Origin of the sequence: Uliginosibacterium sp. H1 (assembly GCF_036017065.1) — a bacterium.
GTDB lineage: Bacteria > Pseudomonadota > Gammaproteobacteria > Burkholderiales > Rhodocyclaceae > Uliginosibacterium.
Genome location: NZ_JAYXHR010000002.1, coordinates 973032 through 990274, shown reverse-complemented (window position 1 = coordinate 990274; position 17243 = coordinate 973032). Strand labels below are relative to the sequence as shown.

Below are 17243 nucleotides of genomic sequence, written 5' to 3'. Positions count from 1 at the left end.
GCCTCTGTCCGTGGGGACGACGGATTCCGCGTGTACACGGCGCGCCCCGGCTGGGCGGGCACGCCGCAGACCGCCGCCCCGTCAGGCAGGCACGAGGAGTTCGCAGATGGATCGCTTCCAGGCCATGCAGGTGTTCACCCGGGTGGTGGACGCCAACAGCTTCACCGCCGCCGCCGACAGCCTCGGCCTGCCGCGCACCACGGTGACCACCACCATCCAGGGGCTGGAAAAGCGCCTCAACGTGCGCCTGCTCAACCGCACCACGCGACGCCTCAGCCTCACGCCGGACGGCGCCGCCTACTACGACCGCTGCGTGCGCATCCTGGCCGACCTGGAAGACACGGAATCCAGCTTCCTCGACGTGACACGCGGCCCGCGCGGCCGCCTGCGCGTGGACGTGCCGCCCACCATCGGCCGGCAGATCCTGATTCCCTACCTGTGCGAGTTCCACACCAGATACCCGGACCTGGAACTCGTCATCGGCATGAGCGACCGCCCGGTGGACATGGTGCGCGAGGCCGTGGACTGCGTGATCCGCGTCGGCGAGCTGCAGGACTCGTCGATGGTCGCGCGCCGCATCGGCACCTTCCAGGGCGTCACCTGCGCCTCCCCCAGCTACATCGCCCGCCACGGCGCACCGAAGACCATAGAAGACCTGCAGCAGCACAAGGCGGTGCACTACTTCTCCAGCCGCACCGGCCGCAACATCGACTGGGATTTCGTCATCGACGGCGAGATCGTCGAGGTGAAGATGCAGGGCGTGGTGTCGGTGAACGACGGCGACGCCTACATCACCTGCGGCGTCAAAGGCTTCGGCCTCATCCAGCCGCCGCGCTACATGGTCGCCGACCAACTCGCGTCCGGCGAACTGGTGGAAGTGCTGCCGCAATGGAGCCCCTCGCCCATGCCCATCTCCGCCGTGTACCTGCACAACCGGCACCTGTCGCCGAAGGTGCGCGTGTTCGTGGACTGGGTGGCCGAACTCTTCCAGCAATGCCCGCTGCTCAGCGGCTGCACGATGGACGCCAACGCCGTCTGCGAGTTCGCGGGGAAACCCAGCGGGCATACGCTGCGCTCGCTGATCGAACAGCACAACATCGCCGAGAGCGTGTTCTGACACGCCTCACGCACAGGGCCCTGGCATGACCGCAGACACGCAGGACGCCGACCGCAGCTTCACGCATACCCGCGTCATCGACGCACCACGCGAGCAGGTGCTCGCCGCCTTTACCGACGCTGCGCGCCTCGAACGATGGTGGGGGCCGGCGGGTTTCCGCAGCAGCACCCAACACTTCGATGCGCGTCCGGGTGGTCGCTGGCAGGTCACCTTGCACGGGCCGGATGGCAGTGACTATCCGAATGAGTATGTGTTCCTCGAACTGGGTGTTGAGCGTGTGGTGATCGACCACCCTTCAGCTACGCATCACTTCGTGCTGACGGTGGGGCTGCATGACGACGATGGCCGCACGCGTGTGGTGTGGCATCAGTGCTTCGACACGGCGGAAGAGAAGGCACGGGTTGCGCACTTCGTGGAATCCGCCAATGAGCAGAATCTGGATCGGCTGACGGACGAGGTGATCGGCGCTCGCTGAGGCCCGCAGCCCGCCGCACTGTCGCAGCCCCGGAACCTCGTCCTCCCGCGCAGGCTGAAGCACCTCCATCCCGGCTCAGCCTCACGCACCCGTCATTCCCGCGCAGGCGGGAATCCAGCGACGTTGTCTTTGACTTGTTTTTCTACCGGCTCACGCCGTGGGACGGTGGTTCATCGCGAAGCCGAGCCGGGAGTTCGCCCCGGCGGGCGAGGTACTTTCTTTGTGCGGACAAAGAAAGTACCCAAAGAAAGCCGCCCCGCTTCCGCCGCCACGCTTCGCGTGGTCCCCTGCGCTGCGCGCCATGACGAGCGGCTGCGGAACTCGCGCTGCGCGCTCAAACATCCTCGCCGTCGCGCTACGCGCGATCCCTCGTCACGGCTGTATTGCTCGGCGGCTACAGAGGGGAGATGGGGCCGTGCCAAGTTTACCGGCCGTACCCAATAGCATCCGGCGCAATGCCCTTCGGTTATTGCGCCCAACGCGTGCTGGTCAGGGAAGCGCTGCGACAAGGAAGGCTGGTCGAGGTACTTCCTACCTACGTTCCACACGGCCCGCCTCTGAGCCTTCTCTAAGCTAAAGACAGGCGCATGACCGCGAAGCTAAAGACCTTCCTGGATTTCTGCACTGAACAGTTTCACGAGGTGAGCCTGTGCAGGCGATGAATTTGTCCAAGGGGCCATCCGTGCGTATCGGTCACGCTTGGCTGTCAAAGGCCAGCTCAACGTCCTTGATGTTCGCAATCGGTCCCAGGACCGAGCTATCGAAAGCTCGTGGCTCACGTTGAGCCTCAAGAAGCCCAGGGAAGTCGGGGTTCGCCAGGGCACCACGGCCCAACGCGATCACGTTGGCGCCGGCGGCCAGCGCTTCTTCCGGACGACCCGCACCATGCAAGCCGCCGTTGGCGATGATGGTTACTCCTGGCGCGAAGCAACGTGCCAGGACAAGCAGGCTGTCCTGGCCGCCCTCGAAGGCTGGCTTCCACGCTTCGAACTCGGTGACGTGGATGAAGTCCACGCCGGCCGCTGCGACCTCGCCGAAGATGATCTTGGCGTCCTCATCCCTGCCGCCCCACTTGCTGGTGAAGTCGTTGACCTTGCCTTGCGAGAGGCGGATGCCCACGGGGACAGCGTCACCCACCGCCGCCTTCACGGCCTTGACGACCTCGACCAGCAGGGCTACGCGGTTCTTCGCGTCGCCGCCCCAGCGGTCGGTACGCTGATTCGTCTCGGCTGTCAGGAACTGGTCCAGCAGGTAGCCGTTGGCTCCGTGAACCTCGATGCCGTCAAAGCCGGCCGTGACGGCGCGAACGGCGGTATCCACAAAGCCCTGAACGGCCTCGTCGATCTGCTCCTGGCTGATTTCCACGGGCACGGGGTACTCGCCCTGACCGTAGTAGAAGGTCATCTGCTTGCCCTTGGGGCGGATCGCCGAGGGGGCCACGTTGTGCGTGCGGAAGCGGTTGCCTTGGCTGAGGGCGCCCGCGTGCATGATCTGCGCGAACATCTTGGCGCCGTGCTGATGGATGGCTTTGGTGATGCCGGCCCAGGCTTGGGTCTGTTCATCGTCCGCCAGACCGGGCTGGAAGAGATAGCCCTGCGAGAACGCCTTGTCGGTGTAGAGGCCCTCGGTCACGATCAAACCGAAGCCGCCTTTGGCGAAGCGCAGGTAGTAGTCGTGCATGGCCTGGGTCGCCACACCTTGCTCTGTGGCGGTCACGCGGGTCATCGGGGCCACAGCAAGCCGATTGCGAAGCCTGGCCCCCTTAATATCCTGGGTTGATAAAATTGCAGCCGATCGGCTGGTCGCTTGGTTTTCCATGATGCTCTTTCTTTTCCTGTTTTTGATCGTTGCCAATAGCACGCTCATGAGTGAGTATTAGGGATCAAGCAGGCTCAAACCAAGACGTCACCCCGTGAAGCCGGCTTAACGGAAATCGTTATAAAAAAGTGCTGACTTCCGATCTGCGAATGTTCTTGGCCGTGGTCACGGCGGGCAGCTTGTCGGCCGCTGGCCGGCTTCTGGATCTTCCGCCCATGCAGGTGTCCCGCCGCCTCGCTGCGCTTGAAGATGAACTGGGAGTTCGGCTGTTCCACAGGACCACCCGGTCGGTCTCATTGACTGCCGAGGGCGAGACGCTGGTGCCCTATGCCACCACCATGACCGAGGCGGAGGAAAGCGCCAGGGGCGCGCTGAGTTCGTCTGGGGCTGCGGCGTCTGGCGTGCTGCGCATGACAGCTCCAAGCGTGTTCGGACAGTTCGTAGTAGTGCCGCTGTTGGCCGACCTTCTACAAAGCCACCCGGACCTTCGTGTGGACCTGGACCTGTCGGACCGCGTGGTCGACATCGTGGGTCAGGGGCTGGACCTTGCGCTGCGCGTGGCGCCGCTGGCCGACTCCGAACTGGTGGCCCGCAGGATGGCGGCGAATCCCCGGGTGATCTTTGCCGCGCCGAGCTACCTGCGCCGTCATGGCCGACCAAGCACGCTGGCCGATCTGCAGGCGCATGACTGCATCGTTCTCCAGGCGGTTCCCAGGTGGCCCGTGGTGGTCCAGGGGGAACTGAAGCGGCAGCGGGTTGCTGCTCGCGTCAGCACCACCAGCGTCGATGCAGTGCGTGCTGCGGCTGTCCAGGGCCTCGGGATTGCGATGCTGACTTACTGGGACGTGTTGCCTCAGTTCGCAACCGGATCGCTGGAACCTATCGAGTTGCAGGACGCTGTCATGGAAGACTTGTCGATCTGGGCGATCACACCGACCCGAAGATACACGCCGGCCCGGGTGAAAGTCTTTCTGGATGCGCTGCAGACACGGCTTGATTCGGGCAGGTCGCCGAAAGAGAGACGACCGCTTTAGAAGGGGCGCCACTTCGGCTTTGGCACTTTCCAGCCGTCCGCGAACCGTGCGAAGCGCGACGGCGGAAGCGGGGCGGTTTTCTTTGGGTACTTTCTTTGTCCGCACAAAGAAAGTACCTCGCCCGCCGGGGCGAACTCCCGGCTGGGCGTGACGATGGGCCGCGGTCCTGCGGCGTGAGCCGGTAAGAGACAAAGACGAAAACCAACGACGCTGGATTCCCGCTTTGCGAGCTTTCGGCTTTTGCCGAAATGCCTGCTTACCCCACTTCGCGGGAATGACGAGGGTTGGGGGTGGCGCGGAAGTAATGCGCACTTGCGAACGCCCGCAACAAAGGCTCCCGACCGCACTCCCCCATAAAGCGGATTACCATCCCGCCTCTTCGGTTCACAAACATCAAAGCCTCCATGAAGAAGGCCTCCCTCTCCTATTTCCTCATGCTGCTGGTGACCGGCCTGGTCATCGCGGCGGTGCTGCATTTTGGCGCGACGCTGCCGGCACCGACCGATACCGGCAGTGGCAAGAGCGTGACTGCAGCGGCCGCGCACACGGCGGCGGCACCGGCCGACGACTCAGCCCTGTCGGCGATGACGACGAACCTGCAGGCCAACCTGAATCACCCGCTGAGCCACCTGTTCGTGCAGTTGCTGGTCGTCATCAGCGCGGCACGCCTGATGGGCATGCTGTTCACGCGCCTCGGACAACCCGCGGTCGTCGGCGAGATGGTGGCGGGCATCCTGCTCGGGCCGTCGCTGTTCGGCTGGCTGGCGCCGGAGGCGTTCGGCTTCGTATTCCCCAGGGATTCGCTGGGCACGCTGCGGCTGATGAGCCAGGTGGGCGTGTGCCTGTTCATGTTCGCGGTGGGCATGGACTTCAACGCGTCGCATGTGCGCAACAAGGCGCATTCGGCGGTGGCGGTCAGCCACGCGAGCATCGTGCTGCCCTACATGCTGGGCGTGCTGCTGGCCTACTTCCTGTTCAGCGATCTGGCGGCGACCGGCGCGAGCTTCACGGCCTTCGCACTGTTCATGGGCATCGCGATGAGCATCACGGCCTTTCCGGTGCTGGCCCGCATCCTGCAGGAGCGCGGCATCTCCCGGACCTTCCTGGGCAGCACGGCGATTACCTGCGCGGCGGTGGATGACGTCACGGCGTGGAGCATCCTGGCCTTCGTGGTGGCGATCACGCAGGCGAGCAGCCTGGCCGCGTCGGCGCTCAACCTGGTGCTGGTGCTGGGCTTCGTGGGTGTGATGGTGTTCGGCGTGCGCCGCGCGTTGCCGCGCTGGCTGGGGGTGGACCGGCTGGCGAGCGAGGAGCCGTCCCGGGGCACGCTGGCGACCGTGCTGTGCGTGGTGGTGGCCGCGGCGCTGTGCACGGAAGTGATCGGCATACACGCGTTGTTCGGCGCCTTCCTGGCCGGCGCGATCATGCCGGAGGCCAACAACTTCCGGCAGAAAATCCATGTGCGGGTGGAGCACTTCAGCTCGGTGCTGCTGTTGCCGCTGTTCTTCGCCTTCACCGGCCTGCGCACGCAGATCAACCTGCTGAACGACCTGGATGGCTGGCTGCTGTGCGCGCTGGTCATCGCGGTGGCGACGCTGGGCAAGCTGGGCGGCAGCGCCATCGCCGCGCGCATGACCGGCATGTCCTGGCGCGAGTCGTTGCAGCTCGGCGCGCTGATGAACACGCGTGGCCTCATGGAGCTGATCGCGCTGAACATCGGCTACGACCTGGGCATCCTGTCGCCGCGCATCTTCACCATGCTGGTCATCATGGCGCTGGTGACCACCGCCATGACCGGGCCGCTGCTCACGCTGTTCGGCAACAAGCCGCAGCCTGCGGACGCGAGATGAAACACCGCGCGGCTACGCGGGCGCGCGCCACCCTCATGGCGGCGTGAGCACGGCCCCCGGCTGCAGCACGCCTCCGTCCAGCACCTCCAGATAGATGCCCATGTCGGCGTGGCCGAACTCGCGCTTCAGCGCCTTGGGCAGTTCCATGTCGCGCTCGGCGGTGGCGGGGTTCACGTTGACCGCCAGGCAGCGCACGGTGCGCAGCACGCCCTTCACGCGCACGTCGCCGATGCTGAACTCGCGGTCGATCCAGTCGAACTCGGCCCAGGCCGCCGGCCCGTCGATGTAGAGGTTGGCGCGGAAGCGCAGCGGGTCGACCTCCGCGCCCAGCCGCTCGCCCAGGGCGCGCACCGAGGCGAGGTTCACCAGCGACACTGCGCGCATCATCTGCGGCGACACCACGCTGACGTCGGTGAAGTGATGGCCGGGTGAAGCGACCAGCTGCGGCGGGCCGTCGATGAGGCTGCCCATGTAGTCGGCGAAGAAGTGTTCCACCTGCTGCCGGCCCGCCTCGCCGGTGAGGTCGGCGACGATCTGCGTGCCGTCCGGCGCATCGATACGCAGCGCCTGCGTCGCGTCGTCGAACTGCGTACGCAGCTTCGCCAGCTTCTCGTACTTCATCAGCATGAGGAACTGCGTCTTGGGCTGCGGCTGCGGGTCGATGGGGTCGAAGCGCCAGTTGCCGTTGGTCAGCGCGTAGATGCGATCGCCCGGCACGGCTTCGCCAGGCGTGAGCGTGAGGGCGGGCAAGGGCTCGGGCGACAGGCCCTTCACCGGGTAGCGGTAGAGCTGTTGCAGGGCGTACATGGGCGTACTCTCATGGCGGACACCGGGCCCACAGCATGGCGCGGCAAGCGGGCGGCGCCCATACGTCAAACGCCGGATCGCGCCGCCGGGGCCTGCCCGTGATGAACGATGGATGGGCGCCCCGGTCACAGCTGCATACCTCCTCGTCATGGAAAGGAGACCGCACATGAAACCATTGACTGCCCTGCTGCTCCCGGCCCTGCTGCTCGCCACCACCGCCGGCGCCCAGCCGGCCGGCACCGCCAACGGCACGACCACCGACCCGCTGCCCTCGCCGCCCTGTTCCGAGGCCTGGAACCGCAGCGTCGACCGGCTGCTGGTCACCAGCGACGGCAAGGGCCACGGGCCCGACATCGGTTCGGATGAATGGCGTGCGGCGCTGGAATCGAAACTGGGAATCCGCGGCACCGCCACGGTGACGCCTCGCGGCAGCGACACCTGGTGCCGCCGCGTCGACCAGCTGGTGCGCGCCCGCGTCGCCACGCCACCGGTGGCGCCGGTCGCCGGCAGCGGGCCGTCCTTCTCGTGCACGCGCGTGGCGCCCGACAGCATCGAAGCGCTGGTCTGCAGTGACGCCGAGCTGTCCGCGCTGGACCGCAGGCTGGCCGATGCCTATGCGGGCGCGACGAAGAAGGCCGTCAACGAGCAGCCGCCACGCCTGCGTGCCGAACAGAGCGGCTGGGTGAAGGGCCGCAACGACTGCTGGAAGCAGGGCGACAGGCGCGCCTGCGTGCGCGACGCCTACCAGCAACGCATCGTCGAACTGCAGGCCGGCTACTGGCTGGTGCCGTCCACCGGCCCGGTGCGCTTCACCTGCGATGGCGGCGGGAACAACGAACTGTGGGCCACCTACTTCCAGACCGACCCGCCCGCGCTGCTCGCCGAGCGCGGTACCAGTTCCTCGCTGATGGTGCTGAAGCGCGATGCCAACGGCACGCTCTACCAGGGCCGCAACGAGAGCATGCGCGGCGACGATGGGGTGCTGAGCGTGGTGTGGGGCTACGGCAAGCCGGCGATGCGCTGCAGGAAGGCGCCGTAGCGCGTTGCTGATGTCGCCGGCGTGCAAGGCGCTGGTGGCACACCATTCCGTGATCGATGCGCGTCGATTGCGGTGGCCCTTCACGTGGCGTCTCACGTCACGTCATGTCACGTCACATCGCGCCACACTCCGCCCCCTTCTTCTGCCCGAACAGCCAGCCAGTCCGCCCATGCACGCGTGCTAGCGTGCCGCCGCTGCGTGGGGCGCAGCGATTTCCTATCGGACAAAACAAGAGACAAGAAAATGAAGAAGATCCTGCTGCTGCTCGTGATTGCCGTCGTCGCCAAGTTCGGCTGGGAGGGCTACAGGAAGAAGGAGAATCCCGTCGTCATCGAGAATCCGGTCTACGGCGAAACGCGCGTGAAGCTGGGTATCGGTGGCCGGGAGTTCGAAGGGGTGATGTTCGTCAGGAACGTCAGTGAGGCCGAATGCCGGAGCAACAATGGAAAGTTCACCGGCATCATCGACAAGTCGAGCTGCGAGAAGGTGAACTGCAAGATCGTGTCATCCGAATGCAAACCGGAACTGACGGCCCGCAACGCACGGCTGTTCGACAACGAGCCGACGCATGTGAGCTACGTGAGCCTCGCCCGCACGCAGCCGGAACTGCGCGAGATGCGCTTCATCGTATGGGGCGTGAGCGTCGCGGAGAGCGACGACCTGTGCAAACGCATCATCAGCGGTAGTGCGCTGCAGATCGCCAAGCCCACCTGCATCCACGCTGCGCGCTGAACGTACCGCCAGATGGAGTATCGCGACTACGCCGATGTGCCGACGCACCGGCGGCAGTGGTTCTTCTGGCTGAGCTTCCTGCTGCTGACGCCGTTCGCGGTCTGCCTCGTCATCTTCGGCGACATCTATTACCGCTACCGGGGCGGGGTGAAGTCCTTCGGCATCTTCAATCGCGTGCTGGCGGCGGTGATCGGCGCCGTGTGGGGCGGCCTCTGGTACTGAGCCGTCCCGTTTTCACTGGCTGCCGGCCAGCGGCGACGCTGCCGCGCGCCGCGTGCGCGGCACAAGCTTCACCACGGACGGATCATGGCGGGCACGCAACTGCCCGCAGCCGCCTTCCACGTCCTGCCCGGCGGAGTTGCGCAGCTTGGTGAGCACGCCGCGGCGGTGCAGGCTGCGGGCGATTTCCGCCGCGCGCTCCGCGTCCGGGCGCTTGAAGTCGAGGCCTTCGTTCGTGTTGTACGGAATCATGTTCATGATGGCGTACTTGCCGGCCAGCAGCCGAACGATGCCGTCGATTTCCGCCTCGCTGTCGTTGATGCCTTCCAGCAGCGTCCACTGGTACTGGATGGGATAGCCGGTGTCGCGCGCGTAGCGCTCGCCGAGTTCGACCAGTTCGTCGGGGGTGATGCGCGGTGCGCGCGGCAGCAGCTTCTCGCGCAGCGCAGCGTCCGTGGTGTGCAGCGACAGGGCCAGCGCCGGCTTCACCGGGCCGCGCGGGAGGCGCTCGAACACGCGCGGGTCGCCCACCGTCGAGAACACCAGGTTCTTGTGGCCGATGTTGCCGTAGAGGCCCAGCAGCTCGATGGCTTCCATCACGTTGTCGAGGTTGTGGGCGGGTTCGCCCATGCCCATGAACACCACCTTCTTCACCGGTCGGCGTCGACGCGCCAGCACCACCTGCGCGATGATCTCCGCACTGCCGACCTGGCGCAGCAGGCCGTCACGGCCGGTCATGCAGAACACGCAGCCGACCGCGCAGCCGACCTGCGAAGACACGCACAGGCCATCGCGCAGCAACTGCACGCTCTCCACCGTCTGGCCGTCGCCCAGTTCCACCAGCAGGCGGGCGGAGCCGTCCTCGCCGGGGTGCTCGGAGCGCAGGCGCACCAGGCCGTCCAGCTCCGCGCTCAAGGCCGGCAGGGCGTTGCGCAGGGCCAGTGGCAGGGAGTGTTCCGCCGCGCGCGGTCCGTGGTCCAGGGCGTGGCCCTGCACCCAGGCGCGCAGCACGCGCTGCTCATGGGCCGGCTTGGCCCCGAGTGCGCGCAGGCGCTGGCGGAGGTATTCGATGCGGGTGAGCGACATGAGGGGGGCGATGCTAGCACCGCAGGACAGGGCCGGCGCGCCCCGGGTCCGCCCCGGTGCGGCACAGGCTCACACCGGCATCTTGCCCAGCTCTTCGTAGGCGTGGGCCAGCCATACCTTGAGGCGCTGCCGTTCGAGCAGGCCCAGGCCGCCGGGGTCCGCAGCCTTGTGGCGGGCCGCCCAGAAGCTGTGACTGTTGCGGTCGATCTTGGTCATGATCGGCGGGTGCAGGCGCTTGAGCGTGAAGCTGCGTGCGCTGACGGCCTCGGCACGGGCCTTGGCGCCGGACTCCTCGAGGATGGAGAAGTCGTCGTCGCGCAGCTGGTTCTGCACGATGACGTAGTGGATGCGCGTGCCGAACTGGTCCAGCAGGCGGTTCAGCAGGTCGACGGAGTCCTTGCCGGAGTCCATCACGTTCCAGTAGATGACGGGGATGCCGAGTTCCGCCGCCAGCTCCAGCACGCCGGATTCTTCCATCCATTTCGCCAGCGGGTGGTGCGTCTGCGCCGCCAGGTCCACCAGGATGCGATGCTCGGGATGCTCGGTGGCGGCCTCGATGATGGTGTCCAGGCTCTCGTAGCTGTCGATCACCGTGGGCGACGCGTAGTCGCTGTAGTAGCGCAGCAGCGAGCCGTGCGAACGGTCGGTGTCGAAGCCGATGAACGGGATCTCGTGGTCGATCATGTACTGCGCCAGCAGGCGCGCCACGACCGATTTGCCGACCCCACCCTTTTCACCACCCACCAGATGAATGACTGCCATGTAGCCCCCGGAACGAATATGACGAACGATCAACCGCGTGGCGGACGTCGTTGTCCCAGGCCCCGATGTTGGCTTGCTAAGTTGGCTTACTAAGGTTTCACAAAAACCTGCGGCCAACCTTATCACGTTGGCCGGGCACGCTGGCTGCTGGCGGCGCCGACGCGGTCAGCGCAGGTTGAGTTGCCAGGACACGCCGAACCTGTCCTGCACCCAGGCGAAACGGCGGGCGAAGGGGTATTCCTGCAGCGGCATCTTGATCTGGCCGCCTTCGGCCAGCGCGGCGAACAGGCGGTCGACCTCGCCTTCGTCGTCGCAGGACACGAACAGCGAGATGGCCGGCGTGAAGGTGAAGGGCTGGGCGACCGGGCTGTCGATGCACATCAGCGGCTCGCCGTTCAGCTCGAAGATGGCGACCTGCACGCTGCCTTCCTTGCCGGCCTCGCCGGGGCCGTAACGACGGATGGAGGCGATGCGCGAGCGCTCGAACAGCGACAGGTAGAACACCATGGCGGCTTCCGCCTGCCCCTGGAACATCAGGAACGTGGTGATCTTCATGGCGCGGACCTCCTGGGTTGGCGGGGCGGGCCTCAGGCCGGATGCCGGAAGCGCCTCAGCATGAGCATGACACCGGCGGCGATCGCCAGCAGCAGCACGCCGGCGGCGATGAGCAGGCTGCCCGTGTCCAGCAGGGGCGGCTGTTGCCGGTGCGCCATCACGATAAGCCCATGCACGAAGCACAGGAAGAGCAGCAGCGTCGCGGCGAAGTAGCGGCACAGGCCGGCCAGGAAGCCGATGGACGCTTCGCGGCGCTCCGGGTGCAGCCAGTGTTGCCGGTGCGGCAGGTTGATCAGCGCGTCGGGCAGGCGGCCGAGCAGGCCCGCCAGCACGGCCAGCAGGGCCGGCAACAGCGCCACCAGCAGCAGGGCGCCGATGGCGTAGGCGCGCCGCGACAGGTAGCCGTCGGGCGTGCCGTCCATGCGGAAGTGGGTGGCCACGGTTGCGGGCAGGTCCGGCGTCGTGAGGGCGACGAAGCCGGCCGCTGCGATGCAGGCCAGCGCGAAGCGGCGGCCCTGCCCGTCGAAACGCATGTCAGGAGCACCCCTCGACGTATTCCACCGCCGGACGCACGCCCGCGCGCACGGCGCTGATGCGGCCTTCCTTCTCTTCGAAGACGAACACGCCGTGCTCTTCGGCGAGCACCAGCACATGCGCCTTCTCGTCGTACTTGTGCGGCCAGACCTCGATGCGCGGGTGCTTGGTGATCACGTCGGCCTGCAGCATGCCGTGGTCCACGGCAGCGCTGTTCTTCACGCCGGCATCGGCGTCGGCGCGGGTGATGCGGCCCTTCTCCACCATGAACAGCAGGCCGGGGTAGGCCTTGAAGCGGACCTGCGTGCAGGCGGCCGTCGCCGCGTTTGCCGGCAGCGCCTCGCCCAGTGCGGCGGCCACCTCGGTGGCGCTGGCACCGAAACGGGCTTTCTCGAAGCCCTCGGCCGTCAGCGTGGGGGCGCTGGGTGCGGGCCTGTCGCAGGCCGCCAGCACGGCGATGGCGGCGACCAGCAGCGCACTGCGCCAGGGTCGGGCGCAGCGGGTGGAGTCATGCGTGGAATCGGGCGTGATACGGGGGAAGCGGGCGTCGGTGTCTGCCCCGGTGAAGGTTCTGTGCATCGTGGGTTGCCTGTTCTGCGATGTGGTAGAGGAAGTTGTAGTTGTCTCTGTCGCATCATTTCTTGTGGCGCTGTTCTTGTTGTTCTTGCTTGTGGTTCTTCTTGTGTGCGGCCCCGCCTTCATTGCCGGGGCGGTGGCACGGCGTCACCGCGCGCCCGCTGCCAGATCCACGCCAGCCCGCTACGGATGTCGGGTCGGCGGCTGATCCATTCGGGCGTCACCGGCTGCAGGTTGTCGCCCTGCCGCTGTGCCACCACGAAGTTAAAGCTGTAATGCGGTTCCTGCCCCATCCGCAGGTCGCTCACCAGCACGCGGCCGTCGTCTTCACGCATGGCGTAGAAGCCGTGGCTGAACCACACCACGCGGCGCAGGTAGGGGCTGTCGGCCAGGCTGGCGCGCAGCGCGTCGTGTTGCGGGAAGCTGTCGAAGCGGATGGCCCGCCCGCCGTCGAGCAGGGAATAGAAGCCTTCGCGATAGGTGTCGCCGCCCATGGCCACCACCCGCCACAGCACGGTGTTGAAGGCGGTGGGCGTCACCAGCACATGGCCGGCGTCCAGCCCCTGCGCGCGCAGGGATTCCTCCGCCACGCCGCGCACGTGATGCTGGGCGAGCGCGCTCCACGCGAGGTACAGGGTGCTGAGCGCGAGACCGGCCGCGTTCCAGCGCAGGCCGCGCGCGTCGCGCCAGGACAGCACCGCGACGAGGCCCACCAGCAGCGGCAGCGTGTACAGCGGGTCGATGATGAACATGCTGCCCACCGCGTACGGATGGTCGGTGAACGGCAGGCCGAGCTGGGTGCCGTACACCGTCATCAGGTCCAGCAGCGGATGGGTGATCAGCGCCAGCCACACCGCCAGCCACCAGCGGCGGAACAGGGATTCACCGGCCGGGCCGCGCCACACGCGGTCGGCCAGCCACGCCAGCGCGGGGGCCAGGAGGGTGAGGTAGAACAGCGCGTGGCTCTCGGTCCGGTGCAGCGTCATGTTGCTGACCGGGTCGCCGTGATCGATGAAGGCATCGAGGTCCGGCAGGGTGCCGCACACCGCACCGACGAGCGCGGCCTTCCACGGCGCGGTGCGGCGCCCCATGGTGGCGACGCCGACGGCCGCGCCTAGCGCGAACTGGGAAACGGAATCCATGGAAGCGGGGCGAGTGGATGCGCCCCCGGTGGCTTACGGGTGGTGATTACTGGTGATACGCGAGATCCAGGTCGGCATCCAGGCCGGTCACGCAGTCCAGCACTTCGCCCACCAGGCCCTGGTCGTCGTCGCTCCACTCGGCGTCCGGGTCGTCCTGCGTGGTGGCCAGCGGCGTGATGTCGAAGTCGACGAACTGATCGCCGATCTTCAGCACGGTCATGCCGGAGGCGTGCTCGACCAGCTCCCAGTCATCGGGAATCTGCAGCTCGGCGGTGATGCGGACGGTCAGGGTCTTCATGGACTTCGGTTCTCCGGGCTTGGGGATCGCGGCAGGGGTAGGTGGGGGATGGGGAACGGCGGATGCTCACACCGGCCGTCGTGCTCGCCGCCCTGCCTCGGCGGCACAAGGCGTGAGCTTACTGAAAAACCGCCCCGGCAGGCGTAGGCAGAATCCCACGCCGCTTTCCGCCACCCGGGGCTAGGCGGCGCATCGCCAGCGCCTTAGCGTGAAGCGGGCCATCTCATCCGGGAGACACACCATGAACGAACAGCACAATGCGCGCCTGCGCCAGCAGTACGACCTGTGGAAGATCGCCGTCCAGGCTTACGTCGACGAGATGGACAACGTGATGGCCGGCCAGGCCAGCGGCGGTCGCCTGATCAGCGCGGGGGCGAGCGTTGAGTTCGCCTGGGACATGCTGAAGACCCTGCAGGAAGAAGCCAGCGAGGCTGAACCGGCGGGTGGCAGCACGCCGAATGCCGGCGGCGATACCGACCTGTACACGCCCGGCCCGCACTAGGCACGCCCGACCCGCACCAGGCGGCTCACCGGCGACGGGGCTCAGCCCTCCGGGGTGAGCGTCGCCGCCGGGCCTGCCAGGTCGTCCGCCCGCCGCGGCGCACGGCGCCGCTCCACGAGCAGGTCCCAGGCATCCAGCCCGCCCAGCAGCGGGCGCACCCGCGTGTAGCCCATGCGCTGCAGGCGCAATGCGGCATTCGCGGCGGAGGCCTCGTTGGGGCAGTTGCAGTAGAACACGATGTCGCGATCCGGCGGCACGTGCGCCAGCAGGGTCTGCACCTCGTCCAGCTCGGCCTCCAGCGCGCCGGGAATGCGGCGGGCGTCACCCGCCCGCGTGGCGGCGGAGCGCACGTCGACGATCACCGGCGCATGGCCCTGCTCCACCATGTCATGCAGTTCCTCCACCCCGATGCGGTGCGCGCGCACGAAGCGCAGCAGCCGCTGGCGCTCGATCCAGCGATAGGCGATGTACAGCACGAATACCGCCAGCAGGATGATCAGCGCCCAGCCGCCGATGTCCGACAGCGCGGTGATGACCGCGTCCACCTGCCGGTGCAGCAGCGCGCCGGCGGCAATGGCACTGCCGGCCCACAGCGTGGTGCCCAGGGTGTCGAAGAAGATGAAGCGTCCCGCCTTGAAACCCAGCGCGCCCGCCATCGGCGAGGAGATCGCGGACAGGCCCGGCACGAAGCGGGCGACCAGCAGCGCCATGACGCCCCACCTGGTGAAGGCGTTGGAGGTGCGGCGCACGCAGGCATCCGGCGACAGGCTGATGCGGCACATCACGCCCAGCACGCGGGTGCCGTAACGCTTGCCGGCAAGGTACCAGCCGAAGTTGGCGAGGCTGGAACCCAGCACCGCGAGGATCAGCACCGACTGCCAGGCGACCCGCCCGTCCACCGACAGCGCACCGGCCACCATCAGCGTCGGCACGGCCGGCACCGGCGCGCCCAGCTGCTCGACGAAGACGTTGAGGAAGACGAGCAGCGGGCCGTGCTGGTCGAAGAGGCGGATCAGGGCATCCATGGCAGCGGGGCGTGAGCGGCGGTTGGGCAGGGATCAGGCAGGGATGGCGCGAGCCTACCGCATCCACCGATCGGTTTTGACGATCGCCCCGATCAACCCTCCGACGGCGTCAGGCCACCGTCAGCGTCACCTTGATGTTGCCGCGCGTGGCATCCGAGTACGGGCACACGATGTGCGCCTGCTCCACCAGCTTCTCCACCGTGGCGCGCTCCACGCCCGGCACGGTGATGGTCAGCGCCGCCTCGATGCTGAAGCCGCTGCCGTCGTCGCGCGCGCCGATGCTCACCGCCGCGGCGACGCTGGCCTCCGGCGGCACCGCCACGCCGGCCTTGCCGGCCACGAAGCGCAGGGCACCGAGGAAGCAGGCCGAATAGCCACAGGCGAACAACTGCTCCGGGTTGGTGCCCGGGCCGTCGTCACCGCCCAGCCCCTTCGGCACGGACAGGTTCAGCGACAGCTTGCCGTCATCGGTGGCGGACTTGCCTTCGCGGCCACCGGTCGATTTCGCACGGGCGGTGTAAAGGGTCTTCATGGCTTTCATGGCGTTCTCCCGACTGGAGTGAATCTGGCGGAGGGCCGGGCCGGCAGTGCGGAACATGCCGTCCGGGTACGGCTGACAGGGCAACCGCCGGCGACTATGCGCCGGGATCGCCCCCCTCGTCACCTGCCGGAAGAGTTAGACCACCGGCATTCCTGCAGCGGTCCGCGGCTTGCCCGCTCAGGCGTTGAAGCCGCCATCGACGTCGATCGTCGCGCCGGTGATGAAGGCGGCCTCGTCGCTGGCCAGAAAGGCCACCGCGGCCGCGATCTCTTCCGGCCGGCCGTAGCGGCCCAGCGCGGTGGTGCGCTTCTGCAGCTCGGCGAAGTCGCCACTGTCCGGGTTCATGTCGGTGTCCACCGGGCCGGGCTGGATGGTGTTCACCGTGATGCCGCGCGGCCCCAGGTCGCGCGCCCAGCCCCGGCCGTACGCCGCCACCGCGGCCTTGGTGGCGGAATAGTCGGCGATGCCGGCCCAGGGTGTCGCGCTCGCCAGGCCGGAGCCGATGGTGACGATGCGGCCGCCATCGGCCATCAGCGGCGCAGCAGCGCGCACGGCCGCCGCCACGCCACCGACATTGACGGCGAACTGGCGCTCCAGCGCAGCCGGGTCGGCCACCGGCTCGCCCACCGGGCCCATCGCGAACACTCCTGCGCTGTTCACCAGGATGTCCAGGCGGCCGAAGCGGCGCTTCACGCCGTCCACCAGTTGCTTCACCTGCGTGGCGTCCGCCTGGTCGGCCTGGTAGGCCGCGGCGCGCACGCCGTGGCGCTCCAGTTCGCTCGCCAGCAGTTGCGCCTTGTCCGCCGAGGCGGCGTAGCTGATCGCCACCTGCGCGCCCTCCTGCGCCAGACGCCGCGCGATGGCCGCGCCGATCCCGCGCGACCCGCCCGTCACCAGTGCCACCTTGCCTGCCAGTCTCTTGCTCATGATCCGCTCCTTGGTCCGTGCATCCGTTCATCCGCCTGCTTGCGGCGTGAGGGCACTGTAGGGAGCGGGCCGCGGGCGATAAATCCGCTGGCGGTGGCTTCATTGTTTCCATACGGGAATAATCGCGACCAGCCGCCCGCGCCAATCACCACGGCGACGACCGAAGGCCGCGACACCGTCACGCCCCCGGAAAGGAAACCGCAC

The 17243-nt window shown here is 67.5% G+C and carries 20 protein-coding genes; 8 read left to right on the top strand and 12 right to left on the bottom strand.

What is annotated here, in order from left to right; all coding sequences use genetic code 11:
- Nucleotides 1-106 precede the first annotated feature (106 nt).
- Both VVD47_RS14110 and VVD47_RS14105 read left to right on the top strand, forming a co-directional pair.
- Nucleotides 107-1117 (top strand): LysR family transcriptional regulator, encoded by a 1011-nt coding sequence (locus tag VVD47_RS14110; protein ID WP_327604120.1) that lies wholly within the window; start codon nt 107-109, stop codon nt 1115-1117.
- A 25-nt stretch (nt 1118-1142) separates the two neighbouring features.
- The gene (locus VVD47_RS14105) at nt 1143-1592 is read left to right on the top strand and encodes an SRPBCC domain-containing protein (protein WP_327604119.1); all 450 of its coding nucleotides are present in this window, start codon (nt 1143-1145) and stop codon (nt 1590-1592) included.
- A gap of 693 nt (nt 1593-2285) precedes the next feature.
- Here the strand turns inward: VVD47_RS14105 and VVD47_RS14100 are convergent.
- Nucleotides 2286-3410, bottom strand: a complete 1125-nt coding sequence (locus tag VVD47_RS14100; protein ID WP_327604118.1) for an NADH:flavin oxidoreductase — start codon at nt 3408-3410, stop codon at nt 2286-2288.
- Between the two features lie 149 nt (nt 3411-3559).
- On the opposite strand from VVD47_RS14100, the gene VVD47_RS14095 reads away from it, so the two are divergent.
- Nucleotides 3560-4444 carry a LysR family transcriptional regulator gene (locus VVD47_RS14095; protein WP_327604117.1) on the top strand — a complete coding sequence of 295 codons (885 nt, stop codon included), beginning with the start codon at nt 3560-3562 and terminating at the stop codon, nt 4442-4444.
- A 404-nt stretch (nt 4445-4848) separates the two neighbouring features.
- Complete coding sequence (locus VVD47_RS14090) at nt 4849-6294, top strand: cation:proton antiporter (protein ID WP_327604116.1); 1446 nt, start codon at nt 4849-4851, stop codon at nt 6292-6294.
- A gap of 33 nt (nt 6295-6327) precedes the next feature.
- Here the strand turns inward: VVD47_RS14090 and VVD47_RS14085 are convergent, their stop codons facing one another.
- On the bottom strand, nt 6328-7101 hold the full coding sequence (locus VVD47_RS14085; protein WP_327604115.1) for an MOSC domain-containing protein: 774 nt from the start codon (nt 7099-7101) through the stop codon (nt 6328-6330).
- A gap of 166 nt (nt 7102-7267) precedes the next feature.
- Between VVD47_RS14085 and VVD47_RS14080 the strand changes: the two genes are divergently transcribed.
- The 3 genes from VVD47_RS14080 to VVD47_RS14070 all read left to right on the top strand — a co-directional run bounded on the left by VVD47_RS14080 (nt 7268) and on the right by VVD47_RS14070 (nt 9094).
- On the top strand, nt 7268-8140 hold the full coding sequence (locus VVD47_RS14080) for a lysozyme inhibitor LprI family protein (RefSeq protein ID WP_327604114.1): 873 nt from the start codon (nt 7268-7270) through the stop codon (nt 8138-8140).
- Between the two features lie 243 nt (nt 8141-8383).
- Complete coding sequence (locus tag VVD47_RS14075; RefSeq protein ID WP_327604113.1) at nt 8384-8872, top strand: hypothetical protein; 489 nt, start codon at nt 8384-8386, stop codon at nt 8870-8872.
- 12 nt (nt 8873-8884) lie between these two features.
- Nucleotides 8885-9094 carry a hypothetical protein gene (locus VVD47_RS14070; RefSeq protein ID WP_327604112.1) on the top strand — a complete coding sequence of 70 codons (210 nt, stop codon included), beginning with the start codon at nt 8885-8887 and terminating at the stop codon, nt 9092-9094.
- A 12-nt stretch (nt 9095-9106) separates the two neighbouring features.
- Here the strand turns inward: VVD47_RS14070 and VVD47_RS14065 are convergent, their stop codons facing one another.
- The 7 genes from VVD47_RS14065 to VVD47_RS14035 form a co-directional block, all read right to left on the bottom strand.
- Nucleotides 9107-10177 carry an RNA methyltransferase gene (locus VVD47_RS14065; protein WP_327604111.1) on the bottom strand — a complete coding sequence of 357 codons (1071 nt, stop codon included), beginning with the start codon at nt 10175-10177 and terminating at the stop codon, nt 9107-9109.
- A gap of 69 nt (nt 10178-10246) precedes the next feature.
- A complete protein-coding gene (locus VVD47_RS14060; protein ID WP_327604110.1) occupies nt 10247-10939 on the bottom strand; it encodes a mobilization protein in 693 nt (230 codons plus the stop codon).
- Between the two features lie 165 nt (nt 10940-11104).
- A complete protein-coding gene (locus VVD47_RS14055; protein ID WP_327604109.1) occupies nt 11105-11494 on the bottom strand; it encodes a VOC family protein in 390 nt (129 codons plus the stop codon).
- Between the two features lie 32 nt (nt 11495-11526).
- Nucleotides 11527-12027, bottom strand: coding sequence for a DUF1648 domain-containing protein (locus VVD47_RS14050; RefSeq protein ID WP_327604108.1), 501 nt, complete (start codon nt 12025-12027; stop codon nt 11527-11529).
- 1 nt (nt 12028) lies between these two features.
- A complete protein-coding gene (locus VVD47_RS14045; protein ID WP_327604107.1) occupies nt 12029-12607 on the bottom strand; it encodes a hypothetical protein in 579 nt (192 codons plus the stop codon).
- A gap of 119 nt (nt 12608-12726) precedes the next feature.
- On the bottom strand, nt 12727-13746 hold the full coding sequence (locus tag VVD47_RS14040; RefSeq protein ID WP_327604106.1) for a metal-dependent hydrolase: 1020 nt from the start codon (nt 13744-13746) through the stop codon (nt 12727-12729).
- 46 nt (nt 13747-13792) lie between these two features.
- Nucleotides 13793-14044: a hypothetical protein gene (locus VVD47_RS14035; protein ID WP_327604105.1), complete on the bottom strand. Its 252-nt coding sequence runs from the start codon at nt 14042-14044 to the stop codon at nt 13793-13795.
- A 241-nt stretch (nt 14045-14285) separates the two neighbouring features.
- On the opposite strand from VVD47_RS14035, the gene VVD47_RS14030 reads away from it, so the two are divergent.
- Nucleotides 14286-14546, top strand: coding sequence for a hypothetical protein (locus VVD47_RS14030; protein ID WP_327604104.1), 261 nt, complete (start codon nt 14286-14288; stop codon nt 14544-14546).
- Nucleotides 14547-14587: 41 nt separating this feature from the next.
- On the opposite strand, the gene VVD47_RS14025 is transcribed toward VVD47_RS14030, so the two are convergent.
- The 3 genes from VVD47_RS14025 to VVD47_RS14015 form a co-directional block, all read right to left on the bottom strand.
- A complete protein-coding gene (locus VVD47_RS14025; protein WP_327604103.1) occupies nt 14588-15571 on the bottom strand; it encodes a DedA family protein/thiosulfate sulfurtransferase GlpE in 984 nt (327 codons plus the stop codon).
- A 109-nt stretch (nt 15572-15680) separates the two neighbouring features.
- Nucleotides 15681-16112 (bottom strand): organic hydroperoxide resistance protein, encoded by a 432-nt coding sequence (locus VVD47_RS14020; protein ID WP_327604102.1) that lies wholly within the window; start codon nt 16110-16112, stop codon nt 15681-15683.
- A gap of 177 nt (nt 16113-16289) precedes the next feature.
- Nucleotides 16290-17039, bottom strand: a complete 750-nt coding sequence (locus tag VVD47_RS14015; protein WP_327604101.1) for an SDR family NAD(P)-dependent oxidoreductase — start codon at nt 17037-17039, stop codon at nt 16290-16292.
- Nucleotides 17040-17243: the final 204 nt, after the last annotated feature.

Bases quoted from the DNA above. Each gene is read 5' to 3' on its own strand.
- VVD47_RS14110 (WP_327604120.1), top strand. From the start codon at position 107: ATGGATCGCTTCCAGGCCATGCAGGTGTTCACCCGGGTGGTGGACGCC.
- VVD47_RS14105 (WP_327604119.1), top strand. From the start codon at position 1,143: ATGACCGCAGACACGCAGGACGCCGACCGCAGCTTCACGCATACCCGC.
- VVD47_RS14100 (WP_327604118.1), bottom strand. From the start codon at position 3,410: ATGGAAAACCAAGCGACCAGCCGATCGGCTGCAATTTTATCAACCCAG.
- VVD47_RS14095 (WP_327604117.1), top strand. From the start codon at position 3,560: ATGTTCTTGGCCGTGGTCACGGCGGGCAGCTTGTCGGCCGCTGGCCGG.
- VVD47_RS14090 (WP_327604116.1), top strand. From the start codon at position 4,849: ATGAAGAAGGCCTCCCTCTCCTATTTCCTCATGCTGCTGGTGACCGGC.
- VVD47_RS14085 (WP_327604115.1), bottom strand. From the start codon at position 7,101: ATGTACGCCCTGCAACAGCTCTACCGCTACCCGGTGAAGGGCCTGTCG.
- VVD47_RS14080 (WP_327604114.1), top strand. From the start codon at position 7,268: ATGAAACCATTGACTGCCCTGCTGCTCCCGGCCCTGCTGCTCGCCACC.
- VVD47_RS14075 (WP_327604113.1), top strand. From the start codon at position 8,384: ATGAAGAAGATCCTGCTGCTGCTCGTGATTGCCGTCGTCGCCAAGTTC.
- VVD47_RS14070 (WP_327604112.1), top strand. From the start codon at position 8,885: ATGGAGTATCGCGACTACGCCGATGTGCCGACGCACCGGCGGCAGTGG.
- VVD47_RS14065 (WP_327604111.1), bottom strand. From the start codon at position 10,177: ATGTCGCTCACCCGCATCGAATACCTCCGCCAGCGCCTGCGCGCACTC.
- VVD47_RS14060 (WP_327604110.1), bottom strand. From the start codon at position 10,939: ATGGCAGTCATTCATCTGGTGGGTGGTGAAAAGGGTGGGGTCGGCAAA.
- VVD47_RS14055 (WP_327604109.1), bottom strand. From the start codon at position 11,494: ATGAAGATCACCACGTTCCTGATGTTCCAGGGGCAGGCGGAAGCCGCC.
- VVD47_RS14050 (WP_327604108.1), bottom strand. From the start codon at position 12,027: ATGCGTTTCGACGGGCAGGGCCGCCGCTTCGCGCTGGCCTGCATCGCA.
- VVD47_RS14045 (WP_327604107.1), bottom strand. From the start codon at position 12,607: ATGCACAGAACCTTCACCGGGGCAGACACCGACGCCCGCTTCCCCCGT.
- VVD47_RS14040 (WP_327604106.1), bottom strand. From the start codon at position 13,746: ATGGATTCCGTTTCCCAGTTCGCGCTAGGCGCGGCCGTCGGCGTCGCC.
- VVD47_RS14035 (WP_327604105.1), bottom strand. From the start codon at position 14,044: ATGAAGACCCTGACCGTCCGCATCACCGCCGAGCTGCAGATTCCCGAT.
- VVD47_RS14030 (WP_327604104.1), top strand. From the start codon at position 14,286: ATGAACGAACAGCACAATGCGCGCCTGCGCCAGCAGTACGACCTGTGG.
- VVD47_RS14025 (WP_327604103.1), bottom strand. From the start codon at position 15,571: ATGGATGCCCTGATCCGCCTCTTCGACCAGCACGGCCCGCTGCTCGTC.
- VVD47_RS14020 (WP_327604102.1), bottom strand. From the start codon at position 16,112: ATGAAAGCCATGAAGACCCTTTACACCGCCCGTGCGAAATCGACCGGT.
- VVD47_RS14015 (WP_327604101.1), bottom strand. From the start codon at position 17,039: ATGAGCAAGAGACTGGCAGGCAAGGTGGCACTGGTGACGGGCGGGTCG.